This window comes from Alteromonas sp. 07-89-2 (assembly GCF_013113925.1).
Classification (GTDB): Bacteria; Pseudomonadota; Gammaproteobacteria; order Enterobacterales; family Alteromonadaceae; genus Alteromonas; species Alteromonas macleodii.
Map to the genome: position 1 here is coordinate 58,548 of NZ_VTYM01000022.1, position 12,235 is coordinate 70,782.

The 12,235-nt window shown below is 44.8% G+C and carries 10 protein-coding genes and 1 pseudogene; 6 read left to right on the forward strand and 5 right to left on the reverse strand.

The genetic code is table 11. The features are described from left to right. Positions 1-65 precede the first annotated feature (65 nt). Positions 66-824, reverse strand: a complete 759-nt coding sequence (locus tag F0261_RS14385) for an SDR family oxidoreductase (protein ID WP_171338309.1) — start codon at positions 822-824, stop codon at positions 66-68. A 159-nt stretch (positions 825-983) separates the two neighbouring features. On the opposite strand from F0261_RS14385, the gene F0261_RS14390 reads away from it, so the two are divergent. Continuing rightward, entirely contained in the window at positions 984-1,877 is an 894-nt protein-coding gene (locus F0261_RS14390; protein ID WP_171338310.1) for a LysR family transcriptional regulator, read from the forward strand. A gap of 73 nt (positions 1,878-1,950) precedes the next feature. Here the strand turns inward: F0261_RS14390 and F0261_RS14395 are convergent. The 3 genes and pseudogenes from F0261_RS14395 to F0261_RS14405 form a co-directional block, all read right to left on the reverse strand. Further along, positions 1,951-2,214 (reverse strand): annotated as a pseudogene (locus tag F0261_RS14395) (type II toxin-antitoxin system RelE/ParE family toxin); the annotation flags it as partial. Positions 2,215-2,229: 15 nt separating this feature from the next. Beyond that, entirely contained in the window at positions 2,230-2,886 is a 657-nt protein-coding gene (locus F0261_RS14400) for a hypothetical protein (protein WP_171338312.1), read from the reverse strand. 13 nt (positions 2,887-2,899) lie between these two features. Then, positions 2,900-5,347, reverse strand: coding sequence for a zinc-dependent metalloprotease (locus F0261_RS14405; protein ID WP_171338313.1), 2,448 nt, complete (start codon positions 5,345-5,347; stop codon positions 2,900-2,902). Between the two features lie 333 nt (positions 5,348-5,680). On the opposite strand from F0261_RS14405, the gene yegQ reads away from it, so the two are divergent. The 4 genes from yegQ (at position 5,681) to F0261_RS14425 (ending at position 10,087) form a co-directional block, all read left to right on the forward strand. Then, the gene (gene yegQ, locus F0261_RS14410) at positions 5,681-7,177 is read left to right on the forward strand and encodes a tRNA 5-hydroxyuridine modification protein YegQ (RefSeq protein ID WP_171338314.1); all 1,497 of its coding nucleotides are present in this window, start codon (positions 5,681-5,683) and stop codon (positions 7,175-7,177) included. Positions 7,178-7,180: 3 nt separating this feature from the next. Beyond that, positions 7,181-7,426: a YfhL family 4Fe-4S dicluster ferredoxin gene (locus F0261_RS14415; protein WP_014949784.1), complete on the forward strand. Its 246-nt coding sequence runs from the start codon at positions 7,181-7,183 to the stop codon at positions 7,424-7,426. 117 nt (positions 7,427-7,543) lie between these two features. Continuing rightward, positions 7,544-8,773: an aminotransferase class I/II-fold pyridoxal phosphate-dependent enzyme gene (locus F0261_RS14420; protein WP_171338315.1), complete on the forward strand. Its 1,230-nt coding sequence runs from the start codon at positions 7,544-7,546 to the stop codon at positions 8,771-8,773. Positions 8,774-8,911: 138 nt separating this feature from the next. After that, positions 8,912-10,087, forward strand: coding sequence for a trans-acting enoyl reductase family protein (locus F0261_RS14425; protein ID WP_171338316.1), 1,176 nt, complete (start codon positions 8,912-8,914; stop codon positions 10,085-10,087). 74 nt (positions 10,088-10,161) lie between these two features. On the opposite strand, the gene F0261_RS14430 is transcribed toward F0261_RS14425, so the two are convergent. Beyond that, complete coding sequence (locus F0261_RS14430; RefSeq protein WP_039216497.1) at positions 10,162-11,343, reverse strand: histidinol-phosphate transaminase; 1,182 nt, start codon at positions 11,341-11,343, stop codon at positions 10,162-10,164. Positions 11,344-11,713: 370 nt separating this feature from the next. On the opposite strand from F0261_RS14430, the gene F0261_RS14435 reads away from it, so the two are divergent. Further along, positions 11,714-11,977 (forward strand): Rho termination factor N-terminal domain-containing protein, encoded by a 264-nt coding sequence (locus tag F0261_RS14435; RefSeq protein ID WP_014949788.1) that lies wholly within the window; start codon positions 11,714-11,716, stop codon positions 11,975-11,977. Positions 11,978-12,235 lie beyond the last annotated feature (258 nt).

The window sequence follows — 12,235 nt, forward strand, 5'->3', positions numbered from 1 at the left end:
CACATACTGAATATTCAGCGGGTGGTTAAATCACCCGCTGGTTAATAGATCTTTTATTAAACGAATTAAAATTCTTGAACAGTTGGGCGCAGAACAATCTCGTTGATATCCACATCCGCAGGCTGCTCAATTGCGTATGCGATAGCACGAGCAACAGATTCAGATGGAATTTCATTTTGCTGATAAAAATCTTTTACAAAGGCTGCACCCTGAGTATCTGAACTTCCATGTTTTAATTCAGATTCGACTGCACCTGGCGAAATGATTGTTGAACGAATGTTACCCCCAACTTCATGGCGTAAGCCTTCGGCAATAGCGCGAACAGCGAATTTGGTTCCGCTATAAACCGTGCCGCCGGGACTGAATACTTTGATACCCGCTACGGAAGAAATATTGATAAAGTGGCCTGCTCCCTGAGCCTGAAAGATCGGAAGCGCTGCGGCTACTCCATACAGCAGACCTTTAACGTTGATGTCAATCATGCGATCCCATTCGTCAACTCGAGTCTCAGCTAACGGTGCAATCGCCATTAATCCTGCATTATTGATAACCACATCAACTTTACCGAAGCGCTCTTGTGCAAGGTTTACAAGGGCCTTCACTTCGTCCTGGCTAGTCACATCTGTCGCTTGAACCGCAACTTTTCCGCCTGCTGAGCGAATGTCAGCAGCAATAGCTTCAAGCTTGTCGATACGTCGGGCACCTAAAACAACAGATGCGCCAAGACTGGCTAGATGTCTTGCCGTGGTCTCGCCCAAACCGCTGCTACCACCAGTGATGACAATGACCTTACCACTGATGTTGTTTGCTAAAACACTACTCATAGTTAATATCCTCAAATCAGTTGAATGAATGACTCTGTCTAAATAATGTGCAAATTATCCCTTACTTTTAAAAACCAATAAATGGAAAAGTTTTAATTTCACAATTCCATAATTTGGAATAATATTGGCGTATTCATATCAAACCTGAATGTGACTGTGATGCTTAACAGATTGGAAATGCTCCGGATATTTTGTACTGCTGCTGAGTCTAGCAGCTTTAAAGAAGCGGCTAACCGTCTGGGAATTTCTCCTCAGGCAGTGACACGAGCAGTGAAGGAATTAGAGCAATTGCAAGGAGAGCTTTTATTTCATCGAAATACTCGACACATACAAGTGACCCTAGTTGGAGAAAAATTTGCTTTGATAGCAAAAGAACGCCTGCGCGCTGTAGATGAATTGTTTCAAACAAGCGCCCCTAACTCGGGTAATGAATTACAAGGGCGGGTTCGTATCGCAGCGCCTGTTGGTTTTGGTCATAAATGCTTAATGCCAGTATTACTGGAACTTTCATCAATACATCCTCAACTGGATATAGACCTGACACTCAGTGACGAGCGCGTGGATGTAGTTGACGAAAAAATAGATATTGGGATTCGTATCGGCTTCATGAGAGATAGTCGATTTATTGCCCGCCAGCTCACCAAAATTAATATGTATGTCGTGGCTTCGCCTGAGTTAATAAATAGAGTGGGAAGGCCTGCGTCTATTGAAGAACTAAACCACTTGCCCGTTACAGGGTTAGTAGATCGCAATACGGGAAAGCTTTGGCCATGGGTTTTTTCCATGGACAGACAGTGGACGCCATCCATAACACGTTTTCGAAGTGCCGACACCGAAGCTGAATTAATGGCTATACAAAATGGACTAGGTTTTGCTCAAATTCCTGACTTTTTAGTCCAAGACTTATTACGCCAAGAGAAACTTGTGAGAGTGTTAGAAGAGGTCGAGCCGGTGCCTTGGGATTTATATATTTATCGCCCTCAACGTGGTCCAGTACCACAACGTATTCGATTGGTTTTTGATCACTTGGTGTCAAGATTGAGTGTCCGCTAATGGTCACAAGCCTGAAGTAACGAAAAAAAGCTGCTGTATTTACCAAATGTACTTAAGATGAATCAACGCTAATCTAATAAAAGCGCCTAAGATCTTGTTCTTGCCGCATTACAAGCAAAATAAAGGCTTTGTTGTCCTCAAATTTATAAAAAATTCGACAGGGCTTCACATAAAACTCGCGGTAATTTAGAGATGGTAATTCAGAGACTGACTTTCCTGATTTAGAGTATTCCTCAAGTACGTCTACTTTGGCGAAGACTTCTTTAACCAGTTGCTTTGCCGCAACTAAATTCGATACCGCTGTGTATTCAGCAATATTGTCCAAGTCATTTAGAGCAGAGTTACAAGGTACCTAACCACACCCTACTTCACCCAAACTAACGCGATATTTAAACTCACCACGCTGATTAAATACGTCAAAACCATTATCAGAAGCTTTAAGCTCTAGCTCCCATACCCAATTTGTTTTTTCAATAAATGTTAGTTCATAGCGGTTAAAAGGAAGTGGGCATTCTAAATAAAAATAATGGTAGGCCGTCCCCATGGCTCCCGGATCTGCAGTAAACACATAAATAGTGTTATTTTCTATTGCAAATTCTTTATGAAAGTAGTCTCGGTTAGTTCCTAGTGTTGCATCAATCAGTACACCTAATAGACCTATCGCAATCTGAATGAGCGCCACTGTTGCTAAAACACAGCTAAAAACAATAGACATCCATTTACTTTTAAAAAGATACCTAAATGTACCGTGCTGCGTAAAAAGCAGGTACACCCCTGCGCAAAGCGCTATAAGCTTAACTAAGGCTAACGCGTCGCCGACCTGTGACATAAACTTGGGGGAATGGTAGTTTAAGCCCCACAGCACACCACCATGCAGACTTTCCACTAATGGAACTAATATTAGCAGTAGCACAGCGAGTAAGGGAGTGATCAAGGCCGCAAAAGTTCTTTGCGGCACTTGCTGGTTACTCGGGCTATGGTTTTGCTCTAATTGCGTTGTCTCTAACATTACTTATCAGCTCTTAAATCGGCGAACCTGGCGGTAGCGGCTCTACTTCAAAGGTACTTGGCCATGCCTTACTTGCCCAATAAGTATCGAACTGTTCTTTCAGTATTTCATACTGATTATCGTCGGCTTCATCGTCTAACCATTCGCTGAATTCAAGCAGTGCAAGTTCGGCCTCCATTCTTACTTCAGGCGCTAGCTTTTCATTAGTAACCGCCTGCATAACAGCGTTCAACGCCACTAACTGTAATCGTTTTGCTAGTGGGCTTTGTGACTTATTTTTATACCAGTGAACGTTAAGTATTTGCTTCACCAGCATAGAAACGCCTACTTTTTTACGTCGGTCATTAGTGCTTCTTGTTTGCCACTCTAAGCGGTTTAAGCGCTCTGGGTGCAATAGTAATTCAAACGCAAAGTTAGATGCTGAAGCGGCGGCAGAAACAGGGTCTAACATTAACCCCATTTTGCCCTTAAAGTGCTCGCGAGTAATATCGTCGCCATAAGCTGTAGGTGGAATAAGGGCGAGTACCGATTCAGGTATCGTCAGGTAATCAGCGGTTGTGACCGTAATTAACTGCTGCATAGCGCGTTGTTGCACCGCAGGTGCTACAAACTGTTGGCCCTGTGCCTTGGTGTAGTCACCTTTGCGTTCGTATTCATACACTAAACCGCCGACTTGCTTTGCTACAGCTTCTAGCTGATAGCGATGTAGCAAGTAAATAGGTACTAAAGCATTTTCAAGAGAGGATAAACTGCTATTTGGGCTTAAGGTGTCTAAACCTAAATTGGCTAACGCCAGTTCGCGTACTTGTGAAATTTCATCGAAAGCATCTAGCGGATTGCTACCGTTTTCCCACATATGGCCGTTTGCTGATGCATGACGACTGCTGCGCGTATCTGGGTCTGACTTAAAGCTCAAGCCTTCATTGCGGCCTTTTACGATAATCTTTGCCAAGGCTTCGGCTTCTTCTACATCGCTGGCAAAGTCTTGATAGCCATACGCTACGGCGTGAATATCCCATGCGCCTATGCCTTTGTCATACGCGCCTTCTAGGCTAATTTTGCCGTTTTTAATACTAATTTTGGGATGAGGATAATCCATTACCGACGCACGGTTATTTTCACTTGCCGCAAAGTTGTGGGCTATACCCAATGTGTGCCCTACTTCGTGGGCTGAAAGCTGCCTAATGCGGTCTAAAGCCATTTCTTGCTGTGCAGTGGTGTCGGTGCTGCCGTCCTTAAAAGGACTGGTTAGGCCAAGGGCAATTAAATAATCTTGTCTTACACGCAATGAGCCGAGCGTAACGTGACCTTTGATAATTTCACCAGTGCGCGGGTCGACAACCGACGAACCATAAGACCAACCGCGCGTTGCGCGATGTACCCAGTTGATTACGTTATAGCGCACGTCCATTGGGTCGGCACCTTCGGGCAATACTTTCACCTGAAACGCATCTTTGTAGCCTGCGGCTTCATAGGCTTGATTCCACCAGCTCGCCCCTTCTTTAAGCGCGGTCATTACGGGTTCTGGAATACCAGGATCTAGATAATACACAATAGGCTCCACTGCTTCGCTCATTGCAGCATGCGGGGTTTTCTTGTTTAAACGATGGCGGGTAATAAAACGCTGTTCAGTAGGCTCGCTGATAGGCGTTGAATAATCAAAGTAACTGAATTTCCAGTAGCCCGAGTACGGGTGGTACTCTCTGGGCGTGTAATTATCATCAGGCAGAGCCACAAACGAATGATGCAAGTGCACCGACAAGCTTTCTGGGTCGGGCGTAACTTGCTGCACGTATTCGCCTGGCTTCTTACCTGCAAAGGTGACTAAAGCCTCTAATTCAGTATTCTTTTCAAAGCCTTTGGTTTTAGGTAAATACACGCCGCTTCGCATGTTATCTACGCTAAAACTGCCTTGGTTAGTTCCCGCTAAGCGATTGCCAATGCCGTGAATATCGCTTAATAAGAACGGTGTGTAATCTATTAGACTGGCGCTGTCGTTTTTGGCTACCAGCGTAAAACCTGCGATAACCGAATCAGCAAAGGCTTCATCAATGCTCTGTTTCTCAGCGTCGCTGCCGTGAGCTGCTCGATATTTGGTGTTGTGCTGCTTTAATAAAACCTTGTTGCCAAATTTTTCAAAGCTTACTAAACGCGTATTGCCTAGCTGGCCGCGATCAAGGCCAATGTCGTTAGACCCTACGCCATAAGGCAAACTGCTTTGAAACAGGTATTCGGCATGGGCTGTTGGCACCGCCAAGTAAACTTTGTCGCTTTCATCGTCATAGTAAACAGGAATTAAACCATCTTTTTTGGTCATATCGCTGGTGAATTCACCAATGCTTGGCAGCGCAGCCAACGCGGAAGACGTAGACACGACAAATAATACCGTAATCGCAATGGCCGATTTACCCGATGCTTTTACTTGTCGCGCCGCTTTATGAAAAATGTTCAATTGCAGCATGCAGTTAGTCCTTATTATTGTGAATTTCTAGCCTACCCTATGTGGTGGGTTTTGCCCATGGTAGTTCATCGTTTAATGCGCTCTTTTTGCTTGTTATTTAGCTGTGAACAGGCTTGTTTTTTCCTACCGAAGGTAATGCACTAAAAACGCAACTATATGGAAGAAAACAGCTGGCATTGACTCTGCTCAATTGCCGTTTAAACATTCAAAAACATGAGCGACGCCAAATTATTTGATCTTGGTCAACACCAAGCTTTGTTTGAGTTGTAGAGGTATTTTACGGCTTATAAAATCCGCCGCCTTGTTTAAAGCGTCTAGTAGCGGTTTTTATCTATGACTTCAAAATTATCACCTAATCGCAGCTCTTCTAACCTACGTGAAGGCTCAGTTTCAACATTGCCAAACCAAACGTTAATCGCGCCAGAGTTGCTTGCACCTGCGGGTAGCTTACGCAACATGCGCTACGCTTTCGCCTATGGCGCTGATGCTGTTTATGCTGGGCAGCCACGCTACTCGCTTCGCGTAAGAAACAACGAATTCAGCCTTGAGAACTTAGCGATAGGCATAGAAGAAGCACATGCTTTAGGTAAAAAGTTCTATGTAGTAAGCAACATTGCTCCGCACAACAGTAAGCTAGGTACCTACCTTAAAGATATTTCACCAGTAATTGCTATGAAGCCCGATGCGTTAATTATGTCAGACCCAGGGCTTATTATGATGGTGCGCGACGCCTTCCCTGAAATGCCTATTCACTTGAGTGTACAGGCCAATGCGGTGAACTACGCCACGGTGAAGTTTTGGCAGAAACAAGGTATTGAGCGCGTTATTTTGTCTCGAGAGCTCTCTTTGGAAGAAATTGAAACTATTCGCGAACATGTTCCAGACATGGAGTTAGAAGTATTTGTGCATGGCGCGCTTTGTATGGCGTATTCGGGGCGCTGCTTATTGTCTGGATATATGAATAAACGCGATCCGAATCAGGGCACTTGTACCAATGCTTGTCGATGGTCTTACGATGTTAAGGCAGGCGAGGAAAACGAAACTGGCGACATTGTTCAAGCTATTCAGATTGATAATGCAGGTGAAGCGCCTGAAATGGTAACTCCTACCCTTGGTGAAGGCACGCCAAGCTCCCAAGTGTTTATGTTAGAAGAAAAGGAAAAGCCTGGCGAACTGATGCCAGCTTTTGAAGACGAACATGGCACCTATATCATGAATTCTAAAGATTTGCGTGCCGTGCAACATGTTGGCAGGTTAACCCAAATGGGCGTGCATAGTTTAAAAATAGAAGGCCGCACTAAATCACATTACTACTGTTCCCGAACCGCTCAAGTCTATAGAAAAGCAATTGACGACGCGGTAGCAGGAAAGCCTTTTGATAGTACATTAATGGGAAGCTTGGAAACTTTAGCTCATCGAGGTTATACCGAGGGTTTCTTGCGTCGCCATGCGCACCACGCGTATCAGAACTATGAGTATGGCCACTCAGTCAGCGATAAACAGCAATTTGTTGGTGAAGTGATTGACCGTTGTGAAGAGTCTGGCTATGCAATTATAAACGTTAAAAACAAATTCTGTGTAGGTGACTCGCTTGAGTTGATGACGCCAAGCGGCAACATTACCTTTACGCTAAATGAGATGCTGGATAAGAGAAACCATTCTATTACGGATGCTAAGGGTTCAGGACACCAAGTAAGAATACCGATACCCAGCGATGTGTCTCTAAACTTTGCCCTACTGCTGCGAAATTTAGATGAAGGCGTTGATACCCGCAATCCGTTTCGAAAAGCTCCTAGTGCAGTAACACCCGAAAACGCGAGCGAGGCATAATGCATGGCACTGCTTATTCTTGATAGCTGCATTAACTGCGACATGTGCGAACCCGAATGCCCTAATGCCGCTATAAGCATGGGTAATAAAGTGTATGAAATAGACCCGTTACGCTGTACAGAATGCGTGGGGCATTACGATGCGCCTACTTGCGCAGCGGTATGCCCAATAGATGTTGTTAAGCCTGACCCGCACAATAAAGAATCACTAGACGAGTTGGCCGAAAAGTTTGTTCGTTTAAATAGTTAGCTATGAAGTAAGTCAGCGAGTTAATTGTACTTCTCGAAGAATTCCCTTGAATCATAACCAAGAGTGATCCCTAATTGCGGTACAGTTTGAATTGGCACTACTAATAAGGGTTTTATTTTGAAGTTTGCCTCTCGCGCTACGGCGATCTCTCCGTTTCTTGCTATGGCCTATGGCGAAAAAGCCACGACACTAGAACAGCAAGGTAAAGATGTTATAAGACTTAATTTAGGCGAGCCTGATTTCGGCGCACCCGCGGCAGTACTCGAGGCAATGAAAGAAAGCTTGAGTGCCCCAGATTTTCCCTATACCTCGGCGCTGGGCATGCCTGAACTACGTGAAGCCATTGCACGCTTTTATGAAGTTAAACATGGCGTAGCGGTAAGCCCTTCTAGAGTGGTCGTGACCGCTGGGGCTTCTGGCGCTTTACTTTTGGCAAGTGCTGTCTTGGTTGAACCAGGCGACAACGTGATATTGGGCGACCCTTCTTACCCTTGTAACCGACGTTTTTTAAACGCATTTGGCGCAGAGGTAACGCTGGTACCAACACGCAGTGAGGATAACTTTCAGCTAACCGCAACAAGTGTTGCCGATAATTGGAAGCACAACACGAAAGGTGTACTTATTGCCACACCTGCCAATCCTACTGGTACGGTTATAGATGCAGAAGAGTTGACTAAAATTGGCGAGTACTGCAAATCCAAAGGTGGCTTTTTAATTGTTGACGAAATTTACTTGGATCTATCGCTTTCGGCTGATCTTGATGTACGCAATGATACATTCGCTTCCCAATCGACCTTGGGCACTGATACCAAACTTCAAACCGTACTTGCCAATGCACAGCTTGAAGAAACAGTGGTCGTAATAAACAGTTTTTCCAAATATTTTGGCATGACCGGCTGGCGTCTTGGCTGGTGTGTGGTACCTGAAGCAATGACGCCCATCGTTGAAAAACTCGCGCAGAATTTGTTTATTTGCCCCTCTACCCTATCGCAAAAAGCCGCTCTTGCGTGCTTTAAACCAGAAGCATTGGCGCAATGCGAGCAAAACCGCCATACGCTGGAAAAGCGTGCTTCCCTTGTTTTTAGTGCACTTGAAAATATGGGGCTTGGTTTAGATGCAAAGCCTGACGGTGCGTTTTACGCCTACATCAATATTAAACATACGGGCTTAACTGCAATTGAATTTTGTGATGCCCTACTTTCACAACATCACGTAGCGCTTACGCCGGGTAATGATTTTGGTGAGCACAATGCCAACCATTACGTAAGACTGTCTTTCGCCACTAGCATTGAACGCTTGGAGGAAGGGCTTTCACGGCTTGCTGAGTTTGTAGAATCATTAAGCTAACGCTTTTTTATGCTCACCATTTAATTTCGTGAATAGACAAATATTACCGAAAAAAATGATAGATATGGGTGCTTGTGCGTATATTGAGTAACGCATATTGATGACACGTGTCGAAACGAGATAAAACAGGACAAAACAATGAGTAACGAACGGGAATTTGATGTAGTTATTTTCGGTGCTACAGGTTTTACGGGTAAGTTAGTAGCTGAATATTTTCAGGCTCAGTATGGCAGCGATGACAACGTTAAGTGGGCGGTCGCAGGCCGAAACGAAGCTAAACTCAACGGCGTAAAAAAGGAGCTAGGCATTAGTGAAAGCGTTGCTAGCATTGTAGCCGATGGTGATGATGATGACGCGCTAAATGCGTTGACGAAGCGCACAGCCGTTGTACTTACCACTGTTGGTCCGTATCAAATTTACGGTGAAAAGTTACTTTCTGCATGTGTCGATAACGGCACCGGCTATACAGATCTTTGCGGTGAGCCAGCCTGGATGCACCAAATGATCAATAAATACGAAGCGAAAGCTAAAGAAACCGGCGCAAACATTGTGTTCTCGTGTGGCTTTGACTCTGTGCCTTTTGACCTTGGTGTGTACTACCTTCAAGAACATGCCAAAAAGCAAACTGGCGATGTCATTGAATATGTAAAAGGTCGCGTTCGTAAAATGCAGGGCACGTTCTCTGGCGGTACGGCTGCAAGTTTAAAAGCGACCATGGCGGCTGCGCACAAAGATAAGTCTGTCATGGCGGCACTTATTAACCCGCACTCATTAACCGATGGCGCGTCAAATCAGCCACAGCCCGATGGCAACAAACCTTACTTCGATGAGCAGTTAGGCACATGGGTTGCACCATTTATTATGGCGGCCATCAATACTAAAAACGTTCATCGCACGAACTACCTGGGCGGATATAGCTACGGCAAGAACTTTCAGTATGATGAAATGATGATGACTGGCCCAGGTGAGAAAGGTGAAGCCATGGCGAATCACGTTGCCAAAGATAAGTCGCTTGCTAGTGATGATGGCCCTAAACCAGGTGAAGGCCCGAGCAAAGAAGAGCGCGAAAATGGCTTTTACGATGTCATGTTTGTGGGTACCGCTGCCAATGGTGATATGCTAGCCGTATCGGTAAAAGGCGACAAAGATCCAGGCTACGGCTCTACCAGTAAAATGATTTCAGAATCTGCTCTTTGCTTGTGCAAAGACGTTAGTTTATCTGGTGGTTTCTTCACACCTGCGGCAGCACTCGGTAACAAGCTTATCAGCCGTTTAGAAGAAAAAGCAGGCTTAACGTTTGCTATCGAGAAATAGCGATTCAAAAAATGAAGGCTGAACACAACTTGCGTTCAGCCTTTTCTCTCTGCGCTAGGTGTTATTGTTGTTTTTTAAGCGAGTACTGCTTTTAATGCTTTAACGCATGCGTCTGTTTCTGCTGGCGTACCCACACTTATTCGCGACCAAGAATCAAAACCGGGCCAGGTGCGCCCTACTACCTTTATACCCTGAGCTTTCATTTTTTCCGCAAACTTGTCGTGCGGCATACCCGTATCCATGTAAATGAAATTCCCTTGTGGATTCGGCGCATACGGCTGCTTTAATTCTTTGGCAACTTTTACTAACTTTTCGCGCTCAGTTTTAATCCGTGAGCGCATGGTGTTTAGGTTCGCGTGGTCATCCATGCTAGCCATACCCGCTACTAATGCCAAGTAATTCACACCACCCATGCGCAGCATACCGCCCATTGTTTTAGCTTGCTCAGCAGGCATGATGGCGTAACCGAGACGCTGTCCCGCCATGGCGTGAATTTTAGAGAAGGTGCGGCAAATCACCACGTTGTACCCTTCAGCTACTAGCTTCGATTGCACATTTGCGGGGTAAGCATCAGACATTTCAATGTAGGCTTCATCGATGAAAACCTGTGCTTTTTTCGATACGCGTTTTGCAAAAGCGGTAAGCTTCGCCGCATCTACCATGCTCCCTGTCGGGTTATTTGGATTACATACGTACACAGCAGTCGTATCTTCGGTTACTGCTGCTTCAATTGCATCTAGATCAAAAGTCATATCATTGGCTAACGGCACGTAGGTCACGTCTGCCCCCATAAACTCAGCGCCCCGTGGTACGCCTTCGTAGGTTGCCATAGACGTTACCAGCTTATTGCCGTTTTTGGTGATCCAGTCCGCATAGCCAAAAAGAATAGGTGAAGATCCATTCGTAATTACGATTTGCTCAGCAGATACGCCTTCTTGCTCAGCAATTTTTTGCGCTAACACTTCAACCGTAGCGTCGGTATAACGCGCTAGGTTTAAAAGCTCGCTTTGCATTGCCTTTGCGGCTTTTTTTGACGGCCCAAAGGCGTTTTCATTTGACGATAAGCGAATAAGACCATCGTTTACATTGGGGGTAGCAGACGGGAAGTGTTCAGTTTGCATCCCTGCGGCACGAAGGTCGCCCATAATACTGTCAACGCTGGTCGTTAGCGCTACTGCTCCTGCACCTAATCCCACTGACTTTAACCAATTACGGCGTGAAGAATTCACGGTGCTCTGTTGTTCATTTTTATTCATATTTCGCTCTGTCTTCCGTCTACATTCACTTTAGACTAAAGGCTTAATTTTAAACGCGCAATAGCATAAAAACGCTAAACCATTGACATAAATGCACTTTCTACGTGCATGTGGCGCACTAAAATTGACAACATAAGAAGTTTTAACGCGTTAAGTCGTTACATTACGGTGCAGCGTTATTTTGTCGTTTTTAGCGTTTGCGATGAATGACATTTTTTCTGATGTTAAAGGCGTAGCACTCTCTCGCTATTGGTTCTTCGCACTTGAAGCCTGTCTTTTAAACGACTGTGTAATCCATCTATGTAAATACAAAGTAAGAATTACGGCGAAACATTAATCGATTACTCAGTATGCAAAACAGGAGTTAAATATGGCTAAGGACCACGGCAACCAAATTAAAAACGACGACACTTACGAAGCCCTTCGCGAGGAAGGCTATAGCAAAGAGAAGTCGGCGCGCATTGCCAATGCGCAAGCCAATAGCGAACAAACGCCTTCTAAAGATGGTGGAAAAGGCAAAAAGTACGAGGATCGCACTAAAGAGGAACTGTATCAAAAGGCCAAGGAAGTCGGCATTGAAGGTCGCTCTAACATGAGCAAAGACGAATTAATTGATGCGTTACGCAATCATTAGTGGCGGATAGACCGCCACATACAAAAACTGGTCACTGTGGCGGTGATGATTACGTTTTATCAGACACGTATAATTTGTGCATTTCGTGGCAAACCTCAACTTCAAGTAAAGATCTTCCGCCTCAATAGTAGGCGACTAGCTCTTCGCCGCCCAGTACATGACAATATTTCATGATAAAATGAAAATAAGTCATTTTTATTCATAGTTAAATCAACGTATAACGTGTTCATAGCTTTTACCTGTCTCTTATACACATCT

Bases quoted from the DNA above. Each gene is read 5' to 3' on its own strand.
- yegQ (WP_171338314.1), top strand. From the start codon at position 5,681: ATGACTTCAAAATTATCACCTAATCGCAGCTCTTCTAACCTACGTGAA.
- F0261_RS14425 (WP_171338316.1), top strand. From the start codon at position 8,912: ATGAGTAACGAACGGGAATTTGATGTAGTTATTTTCGGTGCTACAGGT.
- F0261_RS14415 (WP_014949784.1), top strand. From the start codon at position 7,181: ATGGCACTGCTTATTCTTGATAGCTGCATTAACTGCGACATGTGCGAA.
- F0261_RS14430 (WP_039216497.1), bottom strand. From the start codon at position 11,343: ATGAATAAAAATGAACAACAGAGCACCGTGAATTCTTCACGCCGTAAT.
- F0261_RS14435 (WP_014949788.1), top strand. From the start codon at position 11,714: ATGGCTAAGGACCACGGCAACCAAATTAAAAACGACGACACTTACGAA.
- F0261_RS14385 (WP_171338309.1), bottom strand. From the start codon at position 824: ATGAGTAGTGTTTTAGCAAACAACATCAGTGGTAAGGTCATTGTCATC.
- F0261_RS14405 (WP_171338313.1), bottom strand. From the start codon at position 5,347: ATGCTGCAATTGAACATTTTTCATAAAGCGGCGCGACAAGTAAAAGCA.
- F0261_RS14400 (WP_171338312.1), bottom strand. From the start codon at position 2,886: ATGTTAGAGACAACGCAATTAGAGCAAAACCATAGCCCGAGTAACCAG.
- F0261_RS14390 (WP_171338310.1), top strand. From the start codon at position 984: ATGCTTAACAGATTGGAAATGCTCCGGATATTTTGTACTGCTGCTGAG.